The sequence below is a fragment of the Methanothrix harundinacea 6Ac genome (assembly GCF_000235565.1).
GTDB lineage: Archaea > Halobacteriota > Methanosarcinia > Methanotrichales > Methanotrichaceae > Methanocrinis > Methanocrinis harundinaceus.
The window spans coordinates 73,167-96,459 of record NC_017527.1; the positions used below are offsets into that span (position 1 = coordinate 73,167).

Genomic DNA, 23,293 nt, shown 5'->3' on the forward strand with positions numbered 1-23,293 from the left:
TTCATCCCTTTTCCTCTCCGACCAGGAGGACCTCCATCTCGCTGACGAGCCTGTGCCTCTCCTTGAGGTCCAGGGCCAGGGGGTCGATGTGGATCATCAATATCCCCCTCTTCAGGGCGACCTCGTCCCTCTGGGACTGGACGAACCTCAGGACCGACTCGTAGTTGCTCTGGGTTATCAGGTAGCCGAGCCCTTCCAGCAGGATCAGGGGCTCATCGGCCCTGGAGAGGAAGTCGGAGATCATCCCGCTGAGCCTCGGGAAGTTGGTGGGGTCTACCTGCCGCACCTCCGGCCCAATCCCCGCCGACTGGGTCAGCCATATCACCCTCTCGGGGGGGAGGCCGTACCTCTCCATCAGCCTCTCGGGGTGGTACCTGCTGATGCAGAGCCCCTCCACCCCCCGGGCGACGAGGTCGGCGTAGATCCTCAGGCTCTGGACCGGCTTCTCCTCCTCGAGGACGTAGGTCGTCCCGGGGGCGAGGCGGAGCTCTATGGGGTGGAGGCCGTACTTGGCCATCAGGGGCCTTGCGGCCTGGAGGAGGTCGAAGGTCGGGTCCGCCGCCTCGATCGCCCTCCCAAGGCGCCTCAGGGCCGCAAAGAACTCCCAGCGGCTGAACCTCGACCTGGAATATACCTTCAGAGAAGACCCCCGGGAGGAGAGATCGATCTCGCCCATCTCGGGGTCGCAGCCGACGTCCTCCCCCTCCCCCCGGATCCCGGCGAAGACCTTCTCCGTCTCCACCATCTCCCCGATGCTCCTCTGGACCGTACCCCTGGCCGGCTCGTCGAGCCTCTTGAGGAAGGAGTCGGCGAAGGCCTTGAAGAGGTAGGCGGAGAGGGGGCCCAAGAGGAAGATCAGCTGATGGGCCTCGTTGATCTCCGCAGATAGCCTTCTGTTGACGAACTCCTGCCTCGCCTGGATGATGAGCCTCGTCCTGCCCCTACTGGAGAGCTCCTCCAGGGCGTGGACGAAGTCGAGGACCTCCGCCTCGGGGACGGTGGAGGCGTTCTCCTCGATCAGCTCTTCGAGGCTGTCCAGGAGGATGATGTTGTTCTTGCTCTTCTCGACGAAGGACTTTATCGTTATGAAGATGAGGGGGAGGTTGTTGGGGGCTATGTACCTATCCCCCCGCCCCCGCTGGTGGCTGAGCCTGATGATGGGGGTCTCGGTGAAGTGCCACCTCGAGCGGATCTCCTCGGGGTCCGAGGAGGTTATGCAGAGCCCCTCGACCCCGTGGGTGATCTGGTCGGTGAAGACCTCGTAGGCCTTCTCCGGGATTATGTAGACCTTCCCCGGATCGAGGGTGTATACGGGGCTCGTCTCCTGGATCACCTCCACCACCGGCTTCACCCCCACCTCGTCCTCGACGATCATCCTCGTGGCCGTCGGCCCCAGGGAGCCGGTGAGGGTCTTCTCCAGCCTGTCCTTCAGCTCGAAGAGCTGCCTCGCATCGATCCCCTCCCGGGTCGTCTTGAGGTCGGCGAGGTTCAGCTCGACGACGTTCTTCGCCCTCTCGGCCCCGATGTACCGGGCCACCGTCCCCTCCAGCTCGTCGACCGTCCCGACCCTTATCACCACGCTCTCGCCGAAGGGGAGGAGGGGAGAGGGCTCGACCCGGGGAGGGGCCCTGTAGACGTCGACGAAGCTCTCGGCGAGGGCCTTCTCCTCCCCGCTCGGCTCGTGGATGAGGGAGAAGAGGACGTAAAGGGTGAAGTTCGCCAGGATCGACCAGAAGAAGGCGTGGGACCAGATCTCCAGCTCCAGCCCCAGGAGGGCCGTCGGCCGGAGGAGGGCGATACCGAAGGGACCCGCGGCGATGAATTCCCTGGAGATCCAGCCGGCTTCGGCGAGAGTGGGAAGAAGGGCGGAGTAAGCCCATACGAAGAAACCGGCTACAAGACCCGCTATCGCCCCCTGCCTGCAGCCGCGCTTCCAGTAGAGGCCGCCGAGGGCTGCGGGCGCGAGCTGGCAGGCGGCGAGGAAGGAGAGGGTTCCGATGTCGACGAGGGCAGGAAATCCCACCAGGAGGGAGTATAGGTACCCGAGCCCCACCACCAGGAGGATGTTCAGCCGCTTCAAGGAGAGGATGAGGGAAGGGAGGTTCCGCCCCTTCCCGATCTTTCTGACGATGTAGGGCATCTCGAGGTCGTTTAAGATCATCGTCCCCACCGCCACCGCCTCGACGAGGACCATGGCGGTGGCGGCGGAGGTGCCGCCGATGAAGACCAGGAGGGCAAGGAGATCCTGCCCCTGGCTGATGGGGATGGAGACCATGAACATGTCCGCCTTCCCCGGCGCCCCCAGGAGGAGGCCGCCCCAGGCGACCGCCGGGACGAAGAGGTTTATCAGCAGGAGGTAGAGGGGAAAGAGCCACATCGCCTTCTTCAGGTGCCCTTTGTCGGAGTTCTCCACCACCATGACGTGAAACTGCCTGGGGAGGAAGAGGATGGCAAAGGACGACATCGCCAAAAGGGTGATCCAGGAGACGTAATCCACCTCCAGGAGATGAGAATAATCGACGCTCTCGGCGATACCGCCGACGATCTCGCCGTAGCCGCCGAGGAGGCCGTAGGTTATGTAGATCCCCGCGGCGAGGAAGGCAACGAGCTTGACCACCGACTCGAAGGCGACGGCGGCGATGAGACCCTCGTGCCGCTCCAGGGGGTCGAGGTGCCTCGTTCCGAAGATGATGGCGAAGACCGCAAGAAGGACCGCCACCATCAGCCTCCTCATCCCCAGGGTCTCGTGATAGTCGCCGCTGATGATCGTCAGGGACTCGGATATGGCTATCAGCTGGAGGGCGACGTAGGGGGTTATGACGATCAGGATCGCTACGGCGACGAGGGCTCCTATGACGTAGCTCTTGCCGTACCTGAAGCTTATGAAGTCGCTGATGGTGGCGAGGCGGTGCTCCTTCGAGACGACGATCATCTTCCTTATCACCGTCCAGCCGAGGAGCATCACCAGGGAGGGTCCCAGATATATCGGGAGGAAACCGAGCCCCTCGGTGGCGCACCTTCCTACGGAGCCGTAGAAGGTCCAGGCGGTGACGTAGACGGAGAAGGAGAGGGCGTAGACGTAGGGGTTGGAGACGATGCTCCGGCCCATTTCGCGCTTTCTGTCGGCGTAATGGGCTATCCCGAAGAGGAGGAGGAGGTATAGGACCATCGCCGCCAGGGCAAGAAGGGGGTTGATCAACTCGAGGTCCACCTGTCGAAGAGATAAGCCGAGGAGATGATCAGAAGCCAGACCGAGATTATGTAGACTAGTATCGAAGGTCGGCCGGAGGCCTCCCCCCCGCCCGACAGGAGGGAGAGGATGGGCCAGTTGAGGAGGACGCCTCCGAGGAAGAAGAGCAGGATCCAGAACTCGTCCTGCTCCATCAGATCTTTCAACGATATCTTCATGGTGACAGCAGGCCTGGAGCCGCCTGGGCTCCCCTCTTAGATATATCTGCCGGATGCAAGATCGATTGGTAGGGCCCCACCATCCAACCCAGAGCCTCCTTTAAGGCCCCTGCTGATCCCCCTTCCCGGCCCGAACGGCGGCGCAGGCGGAGAGGAGATGGGCCCGAGGGGTCGGATTGCCATAATATTATGTTAATGAACGGCTTATCCTATTTGGCTCTGTTGGACGGAGGCGGCCGATCCCCGCCCCTCTCGATCTGCGGACTGCTTTTATATCAGAACCCTATTCTCCCATCGGTGACGTTTTTGGTCCTCAGAACTCATTATTCAGGGGATATACTCCCGGAGATGGACGGCTCCGAGGTGACCCTGGCGGGGTGGGCCCACGAGGTCCGGGACCTAGGCGGAATCTGCTTCCTCGTCCTCCGGGACCGGGAGGGGTTCGCTCAGGTGACCCTGGTCGCAAAGAAGGTGGATAAAGACCTCCTGGAGAGGGTGAGACGGCTCAGCCGGGAGAGCGTCCTCCTCGTCCGGGGGAGGGTGAAGGGGGAGCCGAAGGCGCCCCGGGGCTATGAGATCATCCCCTCGGAGATCGACCTCCTCAACGAGGCGGAGTCTCCCCTGCCGATGGACCCCACGGGCAAGGTGGGAGCAGACCTCGACACCAGGCTCGACTCGAGGTTCATCGACCTCCGGAGGCCTCCGGTGCTGGCGGTCTTCCGGATCGAGAGCGAGGTTCTCCGCTCCTTCCGGGAGTTCTTCTCCGAAAACGGCTTTATCGAGGTCTGCACCCCCAAGGTGGTGGCGACGGCTACGGAGGGGGGGACCGCCCTCTTTCCCATCACCTACTTCGAGCGGGAGGCGTTCCTCAACCAGAGCCCCCAGCTCTACAAGCAGATGCTGATGTCGGCGGGCCTCGACCGGGTCTTCGAGATCGGCCCGATCTTCCGGGCCGAGGAGCACGATACGAGGCGCCACCTCAACGAGGCGATATCCATCGACGTTGAGGTCAGCTTCGCCGACGAGGAGGACGTGATGGCCCTCCTGGAGCGGGCGATGGCCAAGGCCTACACCGACGTCGCCGATAGGTGTCAGAAGGACCTCTCGGCCCTAGGGGTCGACCTCGCCGCCCCCAAGACCCCCTTCAAGAGGGTGACCTACACCGAGGCCCTAAAGATAGCAAATGAAGGCCGGGAGAACGAGATCGAGTGGGGCGACGACCTGGACACCGAGGCGGAGAGGGCGATAGGCTCCGCCATCGGCGAGCACTACTTCATGACCGAGTGGCCGACGACGATAAAGCCCTACTACACCCAGCCCTATGAGGATAGGCCCGAGATCAGCCGGGGCTTCGACCTGATGCACCCCACGATGGAGCTTGCGAGCGGCGCCCAAAGGGTCCACGACCCCGCCCTCCTCGTCGAGAAGATCAGGCGGCAGGGGCTCGACCCCGAGGGGTTCGAGTTCTACCTGAGGGCCTTCCGGTTTGGGATGCCCCCCCACGCCGGCTGGGGCCTCGGCCTCGGGAGGGTTGTCCTCACGATGCTGGGCCTCGAGAACATCAGGGACGCGGTCCTCTTCCCCCGGGACCGGAGAAGGCTCGTCCCCTGAGCCTCGGGCAGATCTGGCGGATGAAGATCCGCCAGCCCATTTTTTTGCCAACGTTGGGCCAATTCCGGAGGATCTGATCCGATGGGAGATGGCCTCGGATCGGCGTCTTCGACCGAGGGGGATGAGTCCAAAAACTATATCTATCAACTTATCCAATTGTCATTCCATGTTCTTCAGCCCCCACTCTGACGGAGGGATGGAATGAATTTGTTTGAGAAGATGCTGCTCCTATCGACCCTTCTCTGCCTCGCAACCGCAGGATCTGGCGAGGAGGATGATCCCATCGGCTGGATCGGAGGGCCCGGAACCGAAGATGGGGTCGAGATGGCGAACCCCGCCGCCACCTACTGTACCAATCAGGGATACCGGTACTCCGACGGAAGGTGCGTCTTCCCCGACGGCTCCTCCTGCGACGCCTGGGACTTATTATCGGGGAGACTGCAGCTACAACCCCGAGCCGTTGAAGCCGATAGGGATGCCAAACCCCGCCTCCGCCTACTGCAAGGCCCTGGGGTACACCTCCGTCATCAGGACTGACCCGAGGACGGGGGGAGAGGTCGGGTACTGCGTCTTCCCGGACGGCTCCTCCTGCGAGGAGTGGGCCTTCTACCGGGGCTCTTGCCAGTACAGCCCAACGCCAAAACCAAAACCCCAACCGACGCCGGTCCCCCCCGTCCCCAAGCCCCAGGCCCCGACGGCGATCTACACCTGCACCCCGCCGCCGGCGGGAGGGGAGGAGACGATCCTGGACTTTGAGCCGAAGTCGTCGCCTCCGGCGGCGGTCTACAGCCAGGGGAGCTTCGTCCCCTGGAGGAGCTTCGAGGGGAGCTTCCCCGCCACAGACCCCACCCTCTGGGTCGTCACCTCTTCAGGATGGTCCTGGAACGGGATATCGCCCCTGGACGCCTGGATCACCGAGGTCCTATACCTTCCCAGGAACGGGGCGGTGAACCTCTACCTGATGGACTTCAGCGGAGACGTCAGGAGGCTGGACCTGGGGTACTCCACCACGGGGTACCATCAGATCGTCCTCAAGGCCAGCACTCCGGGGCTGATGATGGCGATCTTCACCCTGGACGGGGTCCCGAGCAACGTCATCTTCGTCAGCGTCAAGGCCGACTGGACCCCCTGCGGCCTCCGCCCAGCGGGCGCCTCGACGACGGGGGTGGACCTGATCCCCTGAAGGCCGATCCATATCGGGATCGGCCTTCGCCGGATCTGATCGATGAGAAGGTGATGAATTGAAGACGACGAGCATCTTGCTGCTGATGGCGGCCCTGGCGGCGGCCAGCCCCGCTGCGGCCAGCCTCGTGACGATCGAGGCCGGCGACTACTCGATAGCGATAGACTCCGACCTGGTGAGAAACGACACCCAGGAGGCTGAGGCGGGAAGGATCACCTACCCCCTGGTGGTGAGGGGGTCGGCGTGGCCGGAGGCGGTGGCCTCGGCGATGAACTTCACCCGTCAGACCTTCACCATCGGGACGGCCTCGGAGGACCTGGCGGACGTGCCCCACGACCTTCTGACCCTGGAGTCGAACGTCGGGATCCAGATCGAGACCTACAACGCGCCCCCGGAGGGGGGGCTTCCCACCACCCCCTTCGGCCTCGGCGGGGAGGTGGCGAACCTGACGATCTCCGCCGTCAAGGACGTCACCGTGGGGAGGATCAACCCGAAGGAGACGTCTCTATATAAAGCAGTCTGGGAGTACGGCGATGGCCTAGCCCTTCCGGCCGTCTACCTCGTCCTCTTCGCCGTCGACGACCGGACCGTCTGCAGGATCGAGTCGGTCTACGGCGTCTCCGGCGAGATGGCGCCAGAGGAGTTCGAGGAGTTCCTGGCGAGGGTGGACGTCATCCCTCAGGCCCCCCCCTCCTCGGACGAAAGGTAGAGGGCGGCCTTCTGAGGTGGCGGAGGGCCCTGCGGGCGGAGACAGCGCCCCACCTCGAAGGGCGGGCCCTTCCGCCTCATTTTTCGTCGAAGATGCTCCATCCATCTTTGCGGGCGGCAAGAATTCCAGCGGTCGACGGCGGGCCAAAAGATATATAGCCTGGATGGGTTTAAAATACCGCATAAGTTTGGGCCGCCATCGAGGCCTGCCTCCGACGGCTTGCGAGCGCTTCAGCCAGCCAGAGACGAAAGGGGGAGTGGGGAACGTCCGAAAAGATGGAGAAGAAGAGGGAGAGGATGGTGGAGGTCTGCCCGGTCTGCGGGAGCTCCGAGATGTACCTTGAGACCGGCGGCTACGTCGGGAAGGTCTACCACTGCAAAGACTGCAACTACATGGGGGCCCTGGTGGTGGAGGCGGACGACGAGATGGTGGAGGCGATAAAGGAGGGGTACGGCCGGGAGAAGAAGGGGTCAGAGGATTGATGGCTTGAGAGATTATTTAAATAGCGCAATATAGAATATATTATACCGAATATTGGCATCAATGCCCGCGTTCTGGTTCGTGACGGCTTTACATGTCGTTATTGTAGCGCCCGATTTTATCTTGCTCAGACGGGCAAAGTGGTTGCCATCCACCGGCTGGGTAGCGTTTATAGGGATCCTCACGAGCGAAATGAGCTCCTGAAGAGGAGCGGGGCGACCGTCGACCACATCATCCCAGAAGATTGGGGAGGATACGATACCTTTGAGAACCTGGTCGTATGCTGCGTTGTCTGCATTCGAGCAAAGGTAGGGGAGAGGGAAGCCTATTGCCCCAGTCTTCAGATGGATCTTGGGATGGAGGAAGTAGCATATTTCTCGCCCTTGCTCCGAGTTACAGAGATCAACTGAGCAGAGAGGACGAAAAATGGAAGAGGGCGTTGGAACAAGAGGGGATGAGGCCGGATTTTGAGGCGATACAGGAGGGAATAAATATTATATTAATTTTTATTTCCTCCGACGATGACGCCAGCGTCTAGCCAGTTGCCGGGTGGTCTCTTACGTTCTATCCCAAAGTCGCCAGTTTTATGATGAGGAAAAAAGATAGCCTTTGGCCATGAGGCTCACCTCCATTCTGTTAGTCTTAACGGTGATGGCAACCGGCCATCTTTCTCCGGCCAGCGGGATCTGCGACCAAGAAAACCTGACTATCGGTGCACTGCTACCCATGAGCGGCGATTGGGCCAGCACAGGAATATCGGCTCAGATCGCCCTGGAGCATGCCGAGGCCGATATCAACAATTTCCTTACAGATATGAATAAATCGACCAGAATACAAATCATCGTAAAGGATACCAGGACCGACCCAGAGGCCACATTCGAGGCCTTGAAGGAGCTGGAGGCCCAAGGGTTGAGGATCATCATTGGCCCCGAGGATAGCGCGTCCCTCTCAAGGGTGAGGGAGTACGCCAACGAAAGTGGCATAATTCTCATAAGCGGTGGCAGCACCGCCCCGAGCTTGGCCATCTCTGGCGATACGACCTTCCGGCTGGCCTCCGATGATACCAACCTGGCAAATGCGATGGCCGATCTGATGACGAGGAACGGAGCAAAAGCCGTGGTGGCACTTGCCAGAAATGACGTCTGGGGCAACGACCTCATAAACGCTACGGCTGAAAGCCTGAGCCAGATGGGTGGGGTGAAGATGACCCCCCTGAGATACAACCCCAATTCAGATGACTTCTCTCAGATCCTTGGAGATCTGAGGGCTCTTCTGGAAGACGCCCGCGATGAATACGGCGATGGCGCCGTTGCAGTCTATCTTATTGCCTTCGACGAGTCGATGGAGATTCTGGTCCAGGCATCGAGGGATCCGGCGTTGGCATCGGCCAGATGGTATGGCACCGATCCGTCAGGGGTCTTGATCAGGGAGGATGAGAGGGCGGCCCAGTTCGCCATAAAAGTTGGCTTCATATATCCGACATTCAGCCAGGGAAATTCGTCCGTTGTCAGGAGGATCGCCGAGGATATCAGAGAGAGGCAGAAGATCGATATGGTCTCCTATGCCATGAACGACTACGATGCCGCCTGGCTGATCACTTATACATATCTTTTGACCGGATCCAGCGACCCTGCCGACTTCATGAGGGCTCTCCCCGTCTTTGCCAGGACCTATAGAGGATATTCAGGCGATGCCGTCCTGAACGATGCTGGAGATAGGGCTTTCGCTTTCTACACCTTCTGGTCCTTGAGAGACTCGGATGGCATACCCCAGAATGTACCTCTGAGCAGATACATATTCAATCCCTACGAGGGGGTATTTTGGATCCCTGGGGATGAGCCCTCCTGATCCGGAGAGCTCCCCCAGGTCAAAGGAAGAGATCCAACGGGCTGCAAAGGGATGTATTTGGAGGTGGAGAGAGAGGGGCGAGCCATGCCGGAGCGCTCACTCCCCCCGCCTCACCTTCCCCCTCGCCAGGGACGCGAAGATCCCGAGGACGCAGAGGACGAAGAAGACCGATAGGACGGCGGTCACCGCCTCCAGAAACTGCGGATAGACCTCCGGGGTCACCTGGACCCGCCCCATGAATATCGAGAGAAAGGTCATGGCGATGGCCATGGAGGCCATCATCCCGATCGACCTCATCGTCCCCACCATCCCCGAGGCGACGCCGTAGTCCCTCTTCTCTACAGAGCTCATGATGGCGTTGGTGTTCGGCGACGAGAAGAAGGCGAAGCCGAGGCCGAGGAGGGCGAGGACGGCGACGATGAAGCCCAATCCCGTCTCGCCGTCGAGGCCGAGGGCGAGGAGGAGGAGCCCCGCGGCGACGAACCCCATCCCGGCGGAGGCGACGACCTGGGCCTCGATCCGGTCGGAGAGCCTCCCCGCCCAGGGCGATAGGACCGCCTGGACGGCGGGCTGGGAGGCGAGGACGAACCCGGCCGCGAGGGGCGATAGCCCCTTCACCGTCTGGAGGTAGAGGGTGAGGACGAAGGCGACGGCGAAGGTCGCCCCGTAGTTTATCAGGGCGGCGAGGTTCGATAGGGCGAAGACCCGGTTATCCCGGAAGAGCCGGACGTTGAGGACGGGGCTTCTGCTCCTCAGCTCCACCAGGCCGAAGGCGAGGAGGCCGAGGAGGCCGAGGGCGAGGAAGCCTGCCCCTGCGGCTGAGGGGAGGCTGGTGAGGCCGTAGACCGTCGAGATGAGGGCGAGGGCGTATATCGAGGAGCCGAGCCAGTCGAACCTCTCCCCGGCCGCCTCCACCCACTCCCCCTCTAGCCTCCGGAGAGTGAGGAGGACGACCCACGCGCCCAGAGGGACGTTCACCAGGAATATGCTCCGCCACCCCAGGTAAGATGTGAGGATCCCCCCCAGGAAGGGGCCGAGGGAGAGGCCGAGGTAGACGGCGGTGACGTTGATCCCCAGGGCCCTCCCCCTCTCCCCCGGCGGGAATACGCTGGTGAGGAGGGCGACGGCCGTCCCGAAGATCATGGCGCTCGCCATCCCCTGGAAGAGCCGGAAGAATATGAGGGCGGAGCCGGAGCTGGGAAAAGCGCAGAAGAGGGAGGATGCGGCGAAGATCCCCATCCCCAGGGTGAAGAACCTCTTCCTCCCCCAGATGTCGGCGGCCCTCCCCAGGGGGACCATGAAGACCGCCATCGCCAGGAGGTGGGAGGTGACCACCCACCCCAGGAGGACGGCGTCCATCCCGAACTCGACGCCTATCGGAGGAAGGGCGACGTTGATCGCCGAGTTCGCGAAGGCCGGGAGGAAGGCGGCGACGGTGGCGATGAAGAGGACGCTACTTTTGCTCTCGGCTTCGCACATCCCTTGGGGATTTGGAGAGGAGATATATACCTCCTCCCCTCGGTCGGAGCTGGGCCGGGCGGGGGGGGATGGACAAATATAAATCGCATACGAAATTAATATATCGACCATGAAGATCGTGGGAATATGCGGCAGCCCCCGGGAGAAGGCGACGGACCACATCCTCAAAGAGGCCCTCAGGATGCTGGAGGAGAGGGGCTTTGCCACCACCTCCTTCACCGTCCGGGGAAAGAGGATCAGCCCCTGCCTCCACTGCGACTTCTGCCTCACCAACAAGGAGTGCAGGATAAGAGACGACATGTACCAGCTCTACCCCCTCCTCCAGGAGGCCGACGGGATCGTCTTTGCGACCCCGGTCTACAACGGCGGGGTCAGCGCCCAGACGAAGGCGGTGATGGACCGGTGCCGGGCCCTCGTGGCCGCCGACTTCGACTTCTTCAGGGGGAAGGCCGGGATGGCCGTCGCCGTCGGCGGCGATCGGATGGGGGGCCAGGAGCTGGCCATCACTCAGATCATCGCCTTCTACGTCTTGAACGGCGTCATACCCGTTGGCGGCGGCTCCTTCGGGGCGAACCTCGGCGCCACCTTCTGGTCGAAGGACACCCTGGAGGGGGCGATGGAGGACGCCGAGGGGTGGCGGTCCCTCCGGAAGACAATCCGGAGGTTCTCCGACCTCTTGGGCAAGGAAAAATAAATCAAGGGGTGGATGGATAAGGATAGAAGATGACTGAGAAGAGGCCCAAGAAGAAGAGGGTCGTCTGGGGGATCACGGGGTCGGGCGACCGGATCCGGGAGACAGCCGCCGTGATGAAGGAGATGAGGCGAAAGTACGACGATGAGGTCGAGATCCGGGTCTACATCTCTAAGGCCGGAGACCAGGTGGTGAAGTACTACAAGCTCTTCCCGGAGCTGGAGGAGGAGTTCGACAAGATCTGGGTGGAGGCGAACGCCAACGCCCCCTTCCTGGCGGGGCAGGTCCAGATGGGGAGGTTCGAGTTAATCCTCATAGCCCCCGCCACCTCCAACACCGTCGCCAAGATCTCCTTGAGGATCGCGGACACCATGCTCACCAACGCCGCCATCATGAGCCAGAAGGTGATGCTCCCGCTGTACATCATGCCCTCCGACTTCCAGGAGGGGGAGGTGGTGACGACCCTCCCCGACGGGAGGGACCTGACCCTCGTCATCCGAAAGGAGGACGTGGAGCACGTGAAGAGGCTGGCGGCGATGGAGGGGGTGACGATGCTGGAGAGGCCCGAGGATATCCCGAAGATCTTCGAGAGGCACTTCGGTTGACCGGCCGCTCCGAAGGAGGGTTGGGCGGAGGAAAAATGGATCGCCGAGGGACGGACGGATGAGGATAGATGGATGGCAGAGGGACGGATCGAGGCTCCTCTCTGAAGGTGGCGAACCCCCCATCTCCGCCACCGACCACCAGAATCTCAGAATAGAATAGGCATTCCGCCGATCAGGAGGACTTCAGCTCCTTCAGCCTGCTGATCTTGGTCATCACCTGGTCGGTCTCGGTCTTCTTGTTCGTCTCCAGGTAATCGATGATGTCGTAGAGCCCCTTCTTCAGCTTGTATATCCGATAGGGCCTCCCCTTCCCCGGGTTCTTCTCGTCCCTCTCGGAGATCCAGTCGAGCTTCCGGAGCTCCCTCATGGCTATGCTGACCTCGGGCTGCCGGAGGTCCGACCCCATCTCTATCTCCCGGCTGGTGGCTTCGTCGACGCAGGCGAGGTAGGTCAAGACCTTAGCCACATTCCTTTTGAGGCCTATCTTCATCAGGATCGATGCGAACTCTTCGCGTTCAACGGTCTGAGTGGGTAGCGAAACATTCCTCAATCCGGTCACCATTGTACTGGTAGTTATAGATCCATATATAAGTTTCGTTCAAAATAATTATCATCTAATCCGGACCGGGCGCGCCGTTCCTCTGAACGGGACCCCCGGGATCGAAAGGGATTTTACCCGCCCCGGCCGAGATACAATCCGAGATATTATCTGGATTGAGAGGCGATCTCGTGATCAGGCTATATTCCACTGACAGCTATCTTAAGAGCTTCGAGGGGAGGGTGGTGGAGGTCTTGGATGATGAGGTCATCCTGGATAAGACCGCCTTCTACCCCGACTCCGGAGGCCAGCCCCACGACACCGGAACCCTGGCGATGGGCGGCGAGTCGTTTCCGGTCGTCTACGTCCGACCCGCCGACGGCAAGATCGCCCACCGGGTGGGGCGGCCGGGCCTGGTGGCCGGAGAGCTGGTGAGGGGGGAGATCGACTGGGAGAGGAGGCACCTCATCATGCGGAGCCACACCGCCTGCCACCTCCTCTCCGCCGTCATCTTCCAGAGGACGGGGGCTATGATCACAGGAAACCAGATCGGCATCGACAGATCCAGGGTCGACTTCAGCCTCCAGGATTTCGATCGGTCGGACCTCGCCGATTACGTCGAGACGGTCAACGAGATCATCCGGCAGGACCGGGCCGTCTCGATCCGCCTCATCCCGAGGGAGGAGGCGATGGAGATCCCGTCCCTGGTGAGGCTCGCCAAAGAGGTCCCCGACCGGGAGGTGGTGAGGGGCGTGGAGGTGGAGGGGATCGACCTTCAGGCCTGCGGCGGAACCCACGTCCAGAGGACCGGCGAGATCGGCAGGATAAAGATGCTGAAGGCGGAGAACAAGGGGAAGGCGAACCGCCGGGTCTACTTCGAAGTCCAGAGGGGTGATTGAGCTTGGACGAGATGGAGCTTTTGGGAAGGACGCGGGTCGTGGTCAAGGACGGCCGGGTCGTCGAGACCGGCGAGCCCCTCCTCCGGTGGTGCCCCCTCTTCGACAAGGTCCGGGGTATAAAGGAGATCACCTCCGAGGCGGCGGCCGCCAACATGGAGTTCCGGATGAGAGAGCACGGGATGTTCACCCCGGCTCGGAAGCTGGAGATGGACGTCTTCGTCGGCTTCGGCGCCTCAGAGGTGATGATGACGGCGACGCGGCGGGGGCTCATCGAGGCGGCCGTCACCGTCTGCGACGGCGCGGGGACGGTGGTCACCGCAAACCCCAGCCTCATCCAGGGGATGGGGGGGTGGATATCGGGGCTCGTCACCACCGATCCGATCCCCGAGGTCCTCGCCGGGATCGAGGCCCGGGGCGGGGTCGTCCTGGACCCCGCGACCGCCAGGATAGACCAGGTGGCGGGGGCAAAGATCGCGGCCGAGCGATACAAAAGCTTTGCGGTTACCGTCGCCGATGCCGAGACCGCCGAGAGGCTCCGGGCCCTGGAGAAGGAGAGGGACGTCCGGATCCTGGTCGTGGGGGTCCACCTGACGGGGATCGGGGAGGAGGGGGCGGAGAGGCTCCTCGCCGCCGCCGACATCGTCACGAGCTGCGCCTCCAAGCCCCTCCGGGAGAAGGTCCGGCCCCTCGTCCAGGTGGGGACGGCGGTGCCCCTCTTCGGCCTGACGGCTTGGGGTAAGGAGGTCCTGGTGGAGCGGGCGAAGGAGGTGGATCGGCCTATCCTGATAAATACGATGCCTTTGCCGGTCCTCCCGGAGAATAAGCAGCCCCGCCCCCTGGTCTAGGGGAGGGGCCGGAAAAGGGAGTTGGTCTGGCCCCGGCTCAGGGGCAGGGTAGGTAGAGCTCGCTCCCCGATCCGATCTCCTGCCGGATGTTGAACTCTCCGATGTAGGTCCCGCCGTAGGTCATGATGGCGGTGCCCCGGCAGGGGCCATCCTGCACCCGGGCCCCGAGGCGGGCGGTCCCCCTCCCATGGGAGGCGACCTGGTAGATGGAGGCGTTGTCGCTCTGGAAGATGGTGGTGTCCTTTATCAGGTAGTCCAGGTTGGTGTAGCTCTCGGATATGACCGTTCCGAGCCTGTAGTTCTTGGCACAGAGGGCGTTTCGAAGGTCGCTCTCGCCGGTCCCGTCCTGGACGGACCGGTGGTCGAAGGTCCCCCACTCGTTGAAGTACATCTCGTCGTCGTAGACGTAGGCGGTCTGCCTCCTGTCGATCATGCCGGATCCCCTCGTCCCGACGACGAGCTTCTGCCCGTGGAAACCCCTATCGGTCTGGTAGACCTTCATCTCGTCGATGTAGCCGCTCAGGTGGACGTAAGAATGCTCTGTGACGTCCTTGGAGATGCGCCAGTCAGAGCTCCATGCAGCAAAGGTGGCAGGCATCGAGAGGATCATGGCGAGGACGACCAGCGGCAGCAAAACTCTGACCTTCATCATATACCCCTTTCCTATTCCCATATTCTGGCACATCCATTATAAATCTGATGGGTCCCGAACCCCCCGAGATCCCGATAGGCTCCAGCGATCGAAGATGCCACGATGCCGCCTCCATCACCAGGAACCCAGGCGGAGGACCTCCAGGGCCGGCCTTTGCTGGGGGGCGGCCTCTTCCGCCAGGAGGTAATCGACCCCGGGGCTCCTCTCGGCGATCTCCGTTCCGACGACCCGGTTCTTGGCCCGGAGGGCAGATCTGAGGTGGCCCTCAGCCTCGCGGCCGTAGGTGGTGGTCTCTGGGACGAAGGTGTAAGGATGGTAGTTGTACTCGGCCTGGATGTTGAGGTATATCCCGCTCCCGCCCCCATCGCCGCCGCAGCTGCCACCACAGCTCCCGCCCTCGTCGACGTAGACCGTCATCGTCTTCGAGGCGGTTCCGCTACCGCTGACGCTGTAGGCGAGCTTGCTTCCAGCCGCACCCCTCTCCGTCTGGTATACTCCCATCTCGTTCATGTAGCCGATCAGGAATATCGACGACTGGTGGGTGACGTTTTTGGCGATCTTCCAGTCCGCATCCTTGCATTTCTGATCATCGCAGCCTCCAAGAGCCGTCGGAGGGGCGAGCAGAAATAGCACCACGCCGAGGAGCACCGCCAGTCCTGCCTTCATCATCGACCTCTCTTCCCTCTGGGGAGATATGAATGCCCGTCCGTTATAAATCTGATGGGCTCTCGCCCCTACCCCTCCTCCCCCTGGAGGGCATCCCTGGCCTCCCCTTTCCCGCAGGGCTCGCCCTGATCTCATCGATCCGGCGGTCGAGGGCAGGCTTCAGCCGATCGTTCACCTCGCCGGAGAACCGGTCGATCCTGGCAGCGATGGCGAGCTTCGCCGCGAGAGCCCGAGCCGCCCTCCCCCGTAGCCTCCGGGGGGTCCCCATGACCGCCGGATGCCGGTAGATCATGCCATGCTTCGGCGAAGGCGCCTTCCCCCGGAGGTGCTTGAAGAGGGACTTCTCGGCGCCCATAACCTGGATCGCCGAGGCGGGCATCTCCGAGAGGCGGGCGAGCCCCCCGGCCCGGGAGATGATCCTCGCGGCCAAAAGCGGCCCCGCGAGGCTGGATAGGTTCGGGGAGGCCTGGACCGTCGCCGTCTCCAGGCTCCTCTGGACCGACCGGCGGGCGTCGGCGAGGTCGAGGACGGACCGGGCGACGACCCCTATCGCCTCCTCCTCCTCGGCGAGGGCCTCCGCCAGGGCTCTTCCCCGGAGGCGGCGGTCGTCGTGGAGGCGGGACCACTCGTAGAGCCGCTCCTCAAGGCGGTTTATCACCTCGTTCAGGTCGTCGAGGGCCTCGATCGTCTGGAGGAGCTCCGCCTCGGCCCCAGTCGAGGCCCGGAGCCTCCTCCTCACCAGCTCCATCGCCACCTCTCGGAGGGCGGCGTTGTACTCGGCGTCGTCGGGGAAGAGCCCCGCCTCCAGGGCGGCCTTCCGGATGTCGGGCTGAACCGCCGGCCTCCCGGCGGAGCCCTCCCACCCCGAGGAGGCCTCCTCCTCCAAAACCCCCATCAGCCCTTCGACGATCTCCGCCGCCCCTCCGGGGAGGCGGGAAGCCCCGAATTCGTCGTCGATATGCCCAAACCAGGTCCTCATCTTCATCTCAAGATCCCTTCTCCCGGCAGGGCCAATATTACTTTCGCCCCGCCAGAAGCAACTTTATCTACCTTGAGAGCCTCTGGGATATTGCCTCTCTATTAAAAACTGGAGGTCAAAAGAATATGAATGCAGCTGTAGAGCAGATTCTGGCTCGGCTGCGGAACCAGAAGGTGGAGGTTCCTGCATCCGAGGTGGAGAGCCGTCTGGCCCTCCTGGTGGAGAAGTTCGGGGTCCCTGAGGGGGAGGCGGTCCGATCCGTCGTCAACTATTTTCTCAAAGAGCACGGCATCTCGCCGACGACCTTCGCCCCGAAGAAGGCCGAGATCCTCAAGGTCGGCGAGATCGACGGTCCAGGCCGGTGGATAGACCTGGAGGCGAAGGTGGTGGAGCTCTGGGAGCCGACGAGCAGCGCCATATCCCAGACCGGCCTCCTCGGGGACGAGACGGGGACGATCAAGTTCGTCAAGTGGACCAAGGCCGACCTTCCGGAGCTGGAGGCGGGGAAGAGCTACCTCTTCAAGAACGCCGTCACCGATGAGTTTCAGGGGAAGTTCAGCGTCAAGCTGAACAGGACGAGCGGGGTCGAGGAGCTGACGAAGGTGGTGGCCGCCGCCGAGCCTTCGGCGTCGAGCCAGGTCCAGGAGATGAAGGTATCCGAGATCAAAGAGGAGGGGCGGTGGATAGACCTCCGGGCGAAGGTGGTCCAGCTCTGGGAGCCGACGAGCGAGACGATATCCCAGACCGGCCTCATCGGCGACGAGACCGGCACCATCAAGTTCGTCAAGTGGGCGAAGTCGGGGATCCCGGACCTCGCCGAGGGGAAGAGCTACCTCTTCAAGAACCTCGTCACCGACGAGTTTCAGGGGAGGTTCAGCGTCAAGCTGAACAGGACGAGCGGGGTCGAGCCCCTGGAGGCGGAGGTGGAGGCCTCCGATGCCCCGGGCGGCCAGGTCCAGGAGATGAAGATCTCTCAGATCGGAGAGGAGGGGCGGTGGATAGACCTCCGGGCGAAGGTGGTCCAGCTCTGGGACCCGACGAGCGAGACGATATCCCAGACCGGCCTCATCGGCGACGAGACGGGGGTGATCAAGTTCGTCAAGTGGGCGAAGTCGGAGATCCCGGACCTCGCCGAGGGGAAGAGCTACCTCTTCAAGAACGTCGTCACCGACGAGTTCGAGGGGAGGTTCAGCGTCAAGCTGAACAGGACCAGCGAGATTCTGCCCCTCGAAGAGGAGGTCGAGGTGAGCCCCCAGGAGGCGAATTTCACCGGGGCGATCGTCGACGTCCAGAAGGGGTCGGGGCTGATCAAGCGCTGCCCCATCTGCAGGCGGATGCTGAACAAGGGGGTCTGCGGCGAGCACGGAAAGCAGGAGGGGACCTACGACCTCCGGATCAAGGCGGTCCTGGACGACGGGGTGAAGGTCCAGGAGGTGCTGATCAACCGGGAGCGGACGGAGAGCCTCATGGGGATCAGCATGGAGGAGGCGAAGACGATGGCGATGGAGGCCCTCGACCACGAGGTGGTGAAGGGGATGATCGAGGAGAGGCTCCTGGGGAGGTACTATACCGTCTCGGGGCCGACCGTCGACCGCTACATCCTCGTCGAGATGATCTCCCCGGCCCGCCCGGCGACGGCCGAGGAGGCCGAAGACCTGGCGGCCCGGGCAGGGGAGGTGATCTGAGATGGCAGGCTTCGCCCGAGAGGTGGCGAGGAGGGTCTACGCCGCGGAGCTGCGGGACTCCGACCTCACCTTCAGGGAGAACGAGGACCAGTATGCTCCCCTCTACCTGATCACCCCGACGGGGGCCCGATGCAACCGGGTCCTCCTGGTGGGGACCCTCACCGAGAGGGACAACCTGGGTGAAGAGGTCGAGTACTGGCGGGGGAGGGTCGTCGACCCCACCGGGAGCATCTTCGTCTACGCCGGCCAGTACCAGCTCGACGCGGCCCAGGTCCTGGCGGCGACGGAGCCTCCGGCCTTCGTCGCCGTCGTCGGCAAGCCGAGCGTCTACGAGACCGAGGACGGCAAAAGGCTGATATCCGTCAGGGCCGAGGCGGTCCAGCGGGTCGACGCCGAGACGAGGGACCGGTGGGTCCTGGAGACGGCGGCGAGGACCCTCGATCGGATCGAGGCCTTCAGGGAGTTCCTGGGGTCGCCGGGGGCCGGAGGCTTCTCCAGCGGCGATCAGCTGATGAAGAGGCCCCAGCCGTCCGCGGAGGCCGTCGACATCGGAAAGGCCCACCACCACTACGGGACCGACCTGGAGAAGTACCGGCGGATGGTCGCGAGGGCCCTCGCCTCCCAGAAGGCGGAGGCGACGGCCGCAGTTCGGGAGACGAAAGCCGCGCCCGGCAGGAGCGCCCCTCCGACCCCGGCCCCATCCTGGGATGAGGAGGGGGACGGCGGCGGACGAGGGGAGGTGGTGGATTTCCGGATGCCCAAAGATCTGGAGGAAGATCTGGTGGACGCCGAAAGGATAGAGGAGGAGGAGGTCTTCTTCGGCGGACCGGGGAAGGCCCCCGCCAGGAAGAGGAAGGAGAGATGATTCGGGGGATGGCGTTGAAAAGTTTATATAATGCTGCCGGGTTTATATTAGGTGGTGATATGAGATGGTGATAGGAGTTACGATGGTCAAGGTGGTTCCAGGGCAGGAGAGGAGCGTCTACAACGCCCTGAGGGAGATCGATGGGATAAAGGACGTCTATCACGTCTTCGGCGAGTACGACTTCGTCGTCGTCCTGGAGGTGGAGGGGCTCTCCGTCCTCAACCGCCTGGTGGATACCATCCGGGAGATCCACAACGTGACCGCGACCCAGACGGTGGTGGGGGCCGAGCTCTAGGCTCCCGCCTCTCTTCTGACATGGAGATAGCAGAGGAGCTGGCCAAGCACCAGAAGGCCATCTCCGTTGCCGAATTTTTCGAGAAGAACCGCCAGATCCTGGGGTTCGACTCGGCGCCGAGGGCTCTTATAACCACCGTCAAGGAGGCGGTGGACAACTCCCTGGACGCCTGCGAGGAGGCGGATATCCTCCCCGACATCTTCGTCCAGATCCTGAGGAGGGGGGAGGGGTTCCGGGTCGTCGTCGAGGACAACGGCCCCGGTATCGTCGGTGGCGAGGTCCCCCGGGTCTTCGCCAAGCTCCTCTACGGCTCGAGGTTTCACGCCCTGAAGCAGAGCCGGGGGCAGCAGGGCATAGGGATATCGGCGGGCGTCCTCTACTCCCAGCTGACGACGGGAAGGCCCACGGCGGTCACCACCAAGATCGGCCCGACCCACCGGGCGGGGAGGTGGGAGCTGATGATCAACACCGCCACCAACGAGCCGGAGGTCCTGAAGACGGAGGAGACGGAGTGGGACCGCCCCCACGGCACCCGGGTGGAGCTGGAGATGGAGGGCTCCTACGTCCGGAGCCGGAGGCAGTCGATCTACGGCTATCTGAAGAACGTGGCGATAGTCAACCCCCACGCCCGGATCACCCTGGTGGAGCCCGACGGGAACGTGGAGGTCTTCGAGAGGGCGACGGATAAGATGCCGAGCCCCTCCTACGAGATCAAGCCCCACCCTCTCGGGATGGAGCTCGGCGGCCTCATCAAGATGCTCCGGTACACCGATAAGAAGAAGCTGAAGAGCTTCCTTGCGGGCTCCTTCTCCAGCGTCGGGGCGATCATATCCCAGGAGATCTGCGACCGGGCGGAGCTCGACCCCGAGATGGCGCCCCAGGACCTGACCCACTCCGAGGCGACCCGGCTTTTAGCCGCCTTCAAGGAGATGCGGCTCAAGTCTCCCCCCACCGACTGTTTATCCCCCATCGGCGAGGAGCTGATCCGGGCGGGGCTCGAGAAGGAGTACCGGGTAGACTTCATAGCCACCACCAAGAGGCCGGTCTCGGTCTACGCCGGAAACCCCTTCCAGGTGGAGGTGGGCCTCGCCTACGGCGGCGAGCTGAAGGGGGACGGGAAAGTCGAGGTCCTGAGGTTTGCAAACCGGGTGCCGCTCCTGTACCAGCAGGGGGGGTGCGCCATAACCCACGCCATCGAGAACGTATCCTGGAAGATCTACTCCCTCAGCCAGCCCGGGGGCGGGGTCCCCGTCGGCCCCGCCGCCCTCCTCGTCCACATCGCCTCGACGAACATCCCCTTCACCTCCGAGTCGAAGGACGCCGTCGCCGACGTCCCCGAGATAGTGGCGGAGGTGGAGCTGGGGCTCAAAGAGGTGGGTCGGAAGCTCCGGAGGTACATATCGAAGAAGTCCGCCCTCTCGGAGCGGAAGGAGAAGGAGGAGATCATAAGAAAGATCCTCCCGCGGATATCAAAGAAGCTTTCGGAGCTCCTCGCCCGGGAGGAGCCGGACATCAACCCCGTCGTCGCCAAGATCATGGGCAACCTCCTGGTCAAGAGGTCCGTCGCCTCCGAGAACGGCCTTGCCCTGGTGACCCTGGAGGTCGCGAACTACGGCGACGCCTCCAAGGCCTTCAAGCTCCACGAGACGGTCTCGGTGGAGGCGGAGGCCGTCGAGCCGCCGGCGAGGGTGATCGCCCTGGGGGACGGCTACGACCACCTCTGGAAGATCTCCCTCCGGCCGGGGGAGAGGCAACAGATCAGGTACACCGTCCCCTCGGAGGGGGTCCGGTTCTCCGAGCCGGTGGTGGAGGGGGTCGCTTCGGAGCTGGTCAGCGGCGCGAGGGTGGTGGGCTAGTTGAAGGACGCCGAAGCGACGAAGGGGAGGCTTTTGGGCCTCGCGGAGACGCTCTACGACCAGTTCCAGAGGGGGACGGTCCCCCACCTCGCTCTTCCGAGCAGGACGAAGAATAACCTCGAGTACGACCAGGAGGGGGAGATCTGGGTCTACGGCGACCAGGAGAGCGTCCGGTCCGTCAAGACCGTCCGGGGGGCGAAGAGCCTCCTCAAGACCACCTACCTCATCGAGCTTCTGATCAACGAGCACCTCCGGCAGAACCGGGGCTCGACCCTGAGAGAGATATACTACATCTCCGAGAACTGGGACGTCGCCAAGTTCGGGGAGCAGGCTGAGAGCGACAGGCTCGTCGAGGACCTGGAGATCCTCACCGCCCTCCTGCGAGAGGACTTTCACGTCCGGCCCGAGGAGGATGGGGCGACGGTCTTCGGCCCCCTCACCATCAGCGAGAAGACCCGGCGGGGGGAGAGGACGATCCACTGCCAGGAGGACGTCGGGGAGGCGGGCTACCAGATCCCCTTCAACGTCGACAACGTGGAGTTCAAGGAGCACGACGCGAAGTTCGTCATCGCCATCGAGACCGGCGGGATGCACGCCCGATTGATCGAGAACGGCTTCGACCAGGAGCACGACGCGATCCTCGTCCACCTGAAGGGGCAGCCCGCCCGGTCGACCCGCCGGCTGATAAAGCGGCTGAACGAGGAGCTCAGCCTACCGGTCGTCATCTTCACCGACGGTGACCCCTGGTCCTACCGGATCTACGCCAGCGTCGCCTACGGCGCCATCAAGAGCGCCTACCTCTCCGACTATCTGGTGACGCCGGCCGCCCAGTTCGTGGGGGTCCAGCCGACGGACATCGTCAACTACGACCTCTCGACGGATAAGCTGACGGATCAGGACCTCCAGGCCCTCCGGTCCGAGCTCGCCGACCCCAGGTTCGCCACAGACTACTGGAAGGAGCAGATCCAGCTCCAGATCAAGCTCTCGAAGAAGGCTGAGCAGCAGGCCTTCGCCGGCAAGGGGCTCGACTTCGTGACGAAGACCTACCTCCCCGAGAGGCTCTCGGAGATGGGGCTGATCTAGGGGCCCGGCAGGGCCAAATTTTATATATTTCAGAGGGGTCCATCGTTCGTGGTCATCGACTTTCACGCTCACATCTACACCGACGATATGGCGCCAAAAGCCATCGCCTCCGTCAAGAGGAGGATGGGGGTGAGGGTCCCGGGCCTGGGCACCGTCGCCGACCTCCGGGGCTCCATGGCGAAGGCAGGGGTAGAAAGATCGATCATCCTCCCCCTTGCGCCCCTCCCCAAACACGTCCGGCCGACGAACGACTTCTTCCTCGCGGCCGCCGACGGCGACGGCCTCGTCCCCTTCGGGGCGATCCACCCCTTCCAAGAGGACCTCGAGGAGGAGCTCGACCGGCTCCAGGCGGCCGGCGTCCGGGGGGTGAAGGCCGTACCCTTCCTCCAGAGTTTCTACCCTGACGATCCGCGGTGCGACCGGCTCTACCAGGCGGTGGCGGATCGGGGGATGGTCCTCCTCCTCCACGCCGGCAAAGTCCCCGAGGACCTGCCGGAGTTCTTCGGGACCCCCGACCGCTTCGCCCGGATGGCAGAGCGGCATCCAGACCTCGTCGTCGTTCTGGCCCATCTGGGCGGCTGGGAGATGTGGTCCGGCGTCCGCGAGTACCTCATCCCGGCGGCGGAGAACGTCTACTTCGACACCGCCTACATCTCGCCGAGTTTGACCTCAGCAGAGGCCTGTGACCTGATCGTTGAGATCGGCGCTGATCGGGTCTTATTCGGCACAGACTACCCCTGGACCGACCAGGCGGAGGAGATCTGTTTCGTCGAGGGGATGGACCTCTCGGGCCGGGAGAAGAGGATGATCCTCTCGGAGAACGCTGAAAGGCTCCTATTCCCCAGATAGATCGACCGTGGGCAGGGATATGGGAGCCTCGGTCGAGACCAACTTTTTTAACGGATCGTCGCTGTAT

24 protein-coding genes and 1 pseudogene are annotated in these 23,293 nt (G+C 63.0%); 18 read left to right on the top strand and 7 right to left on the bottom strand.

What is annotated here, in order from left to right; translation table 11 throughout:
- Position 1: 1 nt before the first annotated feature.
- Together MHAR_RS00350 and MHAR_RS00355 are read right to left on the bottom strand one after the other, a co-directional pair.
- Positions 2-3,211, bottom strand: a complete 3,210-nt coding sequence (locus MHAR_RS00350) for a DUF835 domain-containing protein (protein ID WP_228369572.1) — start codon at positions 3,209-3,211, stop codon at positions 2-4.
- On the bottom strand, positions 3,196-3,396 hold the full coding sequence (locus tag MHAR_RS00355; protein ID WP_143763203.1) for a hypothetical protein: 201 nt from the start codon (positions 3,394-3,396) through the stop codon (positions 3,196-3,198). Before MHAR_RS00355 ends, MHAR_RS00350 begins: the two co-directional genes overlap by 16 nt.
- Positions 3,397-3,705: 309 nt before the next feature.
- Here MHAR_RS00355 and aspS point away from each other — a divergent pair, with 309 nt between their 5' ends.
- The 8 genes from aspS to MHAR_RS00390 all read left to right on the top strand — a co-directional run bounded on the left by aspS (position 3,706) and on the right by MHAR_RS00390 (position 9,239).
- On the top strand, positions 3,706-5,019 hold the full coding sequence (gene aspS / locus MHAR_RS00360) for an aspartate--tRNA(Asn) ligase (RefSeq protein WP_048144709.1): 1,314 nt from the start codon (positions 3,706-3,708) through the stop codon (positions 5,017-5,019).
- A gap of 201 nt (positions 5,020-5,220) precedes the next feature.
- A complete protein-coding gene (locus tag MHAR_RS12695; RefSeq protein WP_081472226.1) occupies positions 5,221-5,556 on the top strand; it encodes a DUF333 domain-containing protein in 336 nt (111 codons plus the stop codon).
- A complete protein-coding gene (locus MHAR_RS00365; RefSeq protein WP_048144183.1) occupies positions 5,480-6,202 on the top strand; it encodes a putative hemolysin in 723 nt (240 codons plus the stop codon). The genes MHAR_RS12695 and MHAR_RS00365 overlap by 77 nt, the downstream gene beginning before the upstream one ends.
- A 58-nt stretch (positions 6,203-6,260) precedes the next feature.
- Positions 6,261-6,911, top strand: coding sequence for a hypothetical protein (locus MHAR_RS00370; RefSeq protein ID WP_014585653.1), 651 nt, complete (start codon positions 6,261-6,263; stop codon positions 6,909-6,911).
- A 275-nt stretch (positions 6,912-7,186) separates the two neighbouring features.
- A complete protein-coding gene (locus tag MHAR_RS00375; protein WP_014585654.1) occupies positions 7,187-7,393 on the top strand; it encodes a hypothetical protein in 207 nt (68 codons plus the stop codon).
- 138 nt (positions 7,394-7,531) lie between these two features.
- Positions 7,532-7,801: an HNH endonuclease gene (locus MHAR_RS14155; protein ID WP_187287830.1), complete on the top strand. Its 270-nt coding sequence runs from the start codon at positions 7,532-7,534 to the stop codon at positions 7,799-7,801.
- Entirely contained in the window at positions 7,720-7,929 is a 210-nt protein-coding gene (locus MHAR_RS13120; RefSeq protein ID WP_048144185.1) for a hypothetical protein, read from the top strand. Before MHAR_RS14155 ends, MHAR_RS13120 begins: the two co-directional genes overlap by 82 nt.
- Positions 7,930-8,006: 77 nt before the next feature.
- Positions 8,007-9,239 carry an ABC transporter substrate-binding protein gene (locus tag MHAR_RS00390; protein ID WP_014585655.1) on the top strand — a complete coding sequence of 411 codons (1,233 nt, stop codon included), beginning with the start codon at positions 8,007-8,009 and terminating at the stop codon, positions 9,237-9,239.
- Between the two features lie 96 nt (positions 9,240-9,335).
- On the opposite strand, the gene MHAR_RS00395 is transcribed toward MHAR_RS00390, so the two are convergent.
- A complete protein-coding gene (locus MHAR_RS00395) occupies positions 9,336-10,718 on the bottom strand; it encodes an MFS transporter (RefSeq protein WP_143763204.1) in 1,383 nt (460 codons plus the stop codon).
- A gap of 109 nt (positions 10,719-10,827) precedes the next feature.
- On the opposite strand from MHAR_RS00395, the gene MHAR_RS00400 reads away from it, so the two are divergent.
- Both MHAR_RS00400 and afpA read left to right on the top strand, forming a co-directional pair.
- Complete coding sequence (locus tag MHAR_RS00400) at positions 10,828-11,412, top strand: flavodoxin family protein (RefSeq protein ID WP_014585657.1); 585 nt, start codon at positions 10,828-10,830, stop codon at positions 11,410-11,412.
- 29 nt (positions 11,413-11,441) lie between these two features.
- Positions 11,442-12,014 carry an archaeoflavoprotein AfpA gene (gene afpA / locus MHAR_RS00405; protein WP_014585658.1) on the top strand — a complete coding sequence of 191 codons (573 nt, stop codon included), beginning with the start codon at positions 11,442-11,444 and terminating at the stop codon, positions 12,012-12,014.
- 172 nt (positions 12,015-12,186) lie between these two features.
- Here the strand turns inward: afpA and MHAR_RS00410 are convergent, their stop codons facing one another.
- Positions 12,187-12,576, bottom strand: a complete 390-nt coding sequence (locus MHAR_RS00410; protein ID WP_052300962.1) for a helix-turn-helix domain-containing protein — start codon at positions 12,574-12,576, stop codon at positions 12,187-12,189.
- A gap of 167 nt (positions 12,577-12,743) precedes the next feature.
- Here MHAR_RS00410 and alaXM point away from each other — a divergent pair, with 167 nt between their 5' ends.
- Both alaXM and MHAR_RS00420 read left to right on the top strand, forming a co-directional pair.
- The gene (gene alaXM, locus MHAR_RS00415) at positions 12,744-13,451 is read left to right on the top strand and encodes an alanyl-tRNA editing protein AlaXM (RefSeq protein WP_014585660.1); all 708 of its coding nucleotides are present in this window, start codon (positions 12,744-12,746) and stop codon (positions 13,449-13,451) included.
- Between the two features lie 2 nt (positions 13,452-13,453).
- The gene (locus tag MHAR_RS00420) at positions 13,454-14,296 is read left to right on the top strand and encodes a methanogenesis marker 8 protein (protein ID WP_014585661.1); all 843 of its coding nucleotides are present in this window, start codon (positions 13,454-13,456) and stop codon (positions 14,294-14,296) included.
- Between the two features lie 37 nt (positions 14,297-14,333).
- Here the strand turns inward: MHAR_RS00420 and MHAR_RS00425 are convergent, their stop codons facing one another.
- The 3 genes from MHAR_RS00425 to MHAR_RS00435 all read right to left on the bottom strand — a co-directional run bounded on the left by MHAR_RS00425 (position 14,334) and on the right by MHAR_RS00435 (position 16,599).
- The gene (locus MHAR_RS00425) at positions 14,334-14,930 is read right to left on the bottom strand and encodes a hypothetical protein (protein ID WP_228369573.1); all 597 of its coding nucleotides are present in this window, start codon (positions 14,928-14,930) and stop codon (positions 14,334-14,336) included.
- A 132-nt stretch (positions 14,931-15,062) separates the two neighbouring features.
- Entirely contained in the window at positions 15,063-15,617 is a 555-nt protein-coding gene (locus tag MHAR_RS00430) for a hypothetical protein (RefSeq protein WP_048144187.1), read from the bottom strand.
- A gap of 40 nt (positions 15,618-15,657) precedes the next feature.
- Entirely contained in the window at positions 15,658-16,599 is a 942-nt protein-coding gene (locus MHAR_RS00435; protein WP_014585664.1) for an NOP5/NOP56 family protein, read from the bottom strand.
- A 119-nt stretch (positions 16,600-16,718) separates the two neighbouring features.
- Between MHAR_RS00435 and MHAR_RS00440 the strand changes: the two genes are divergently transcribed.
- The 6 genes and pseudogenes from MHAR_RS00440 to MHAR_RS00465 all read left to right on the top strand — a co-directional run bounded on the left by MHAR_RS00440 (position 16,719) and on the right by MHAR_RS00465 (position 23,226).
- On the top strand, positions 16,719-18,278 hold the full coding sequence (locus tag MHAR_RS00440; RefSeq protein WP_014585665.1) for a Single-stranded DNA-binding replication protein A: 1,560 nt from the start codon (positions 16,719-16,721) through the stop codon (positions 18,276-18,278).
- A 1-nt stretch (position 18,279) separates the two neighbouring features.
- A pseudogene (locus MHAR_RS00445) lies at positions 18,280-18,921 on the top strand (RPA family protein); the annotation flags it as partial.
- Positions 18,922-19,207: 286 nt separating this feature from the next.
- Positions 19,208-19,438, top strand: coding sequence for an Lrp/AsnC ligand binding domain-containing protein (locus MHAR_RS00450; RefSeq protein WP_014585667.1), 231 nt, complete (start codon positions 19,208-19,210; stop codon positions 19,436-19,438).
- A 20-nt stretch (positions 19,439-19,458) separates the two neighbouring features.
- Positions 19,459-21,294, top strand: a complete 1,836-nt coding sequence (locus MHAR_RS00455) for a DNA topoisomerase VI subunit B (RefSeq protein WP_014585668.1) — start codon at positions 19,459-19,461, stop codon at positions 21,292-21,294.
- Positions 21,295-22,377: a DNA topoisomerase IV subunit A gene (locus MHAR_RS00460; protein ID WP_014585669.1), complete on the top strand. Its 1,083-nt coding sequence runs from the start codon at positions 21,295-21,297 to the stop codon at positions 22,375-22,377. It abuts the gene before it with no gap.
- A 48-nt stretch (positions 22,378-22,425) separates the two neighbouring features.
- The gene (locus tag MHAR_RS00465; protein WP_014585670.1) at positions 22,426-23,226 is read left to right on the top strand and encodes an amidohydrolase family protein; all 801 of its coding nucleotides are present in this window, start codon (positions 22,426-22,428) and stop codon (positions 23,224-23,226) included.
- Positions 23,227-23,293 lie beyond the last annotated feature (67 nt).

Coding starts and splice junctions, on each gene's coding strand:
- MHAR_RS00395 (WP_143763204.1), bottom strand. CDS start 10,718: ATGTGCGAAGCCGAGAGCAAAAGTAGCGTCCTCTTCATCGCCACCGTC.
- MHAR_RS00440 (WP_014585665.1), top strand. CDS start 16,719: ATGAATGCAGCTGTAGAGCAGATTCTGGCTCGGCTGCGGAACCAGAAG.
- MHAR_RS00375 (WP_014585654.1), top strand. CDS start 7,187: ATGGAGAAGAAGAGGGAGAGGATGGTGGAGGTCTGCCCGGTCTGCGGG.
- MHAR_RS00390 (WP_014585655.1), top strand. CDS start 8,007: ATGAGGCTCACCTCCATTCTGTTAGTCTTAACGGTGATGGCAACCGGC.
- MHAR_RS00455 (WP_014585668.1), top strand. CDS start 19,459: ATGGAGATAGCAGAGGAGCTGGCCAAGCACCAGAAGGCCATCTCCGTT.
- MHAR_RS00435 (WP_014585664.1), bottom strand. CDS start 16,599: ATGAAGATGAGGACCTGGTTTGGGCATATCGACGACGAATTCGGGGCT.
- MHAR_RS12695 (WP_081472226.1), top strand. CDS start 5,221: ATGAATTTGTTTGAGAAGATGCTGCTCCTATCGACCCTTCTCTGCCTC.
- afpA (WP_014585658.1), top strand. CDS start 11,442: ATGACTGAGAAGAGGCCCAAGAAGAAGAGGGTCGTCTGGGGGATCACG.
- MHAR_RS00400 (WP_014585657.1), top strand. CDS start 10,828: ATGAAGATCGTGGGAATATGCGGCAGCCCCCGGGAGAAGGCGACGGAC.
- MHAR_RS00430 (WP_048144187.1), bottom strand. CDS start 15,617: ATGATGAAGGCAGGACTGGCGGTGCTCCTCGGCGTGGTGCTATTTCTG.
- MHAR_RS00410 (WP_052300962.1), bottom strand. CDS start 12,576: ATGGTGACCGGATTGAGGAATGTTTCGCTACCCACTCAGACCGTTGAA.
- MHAR_RS00450 (WP_014585667.1), top strand. CDS start 19,208: ATGGTGATAGGAGTTACGATGGTCAAGGTGGTTCCAGGGCAGGAGAGG.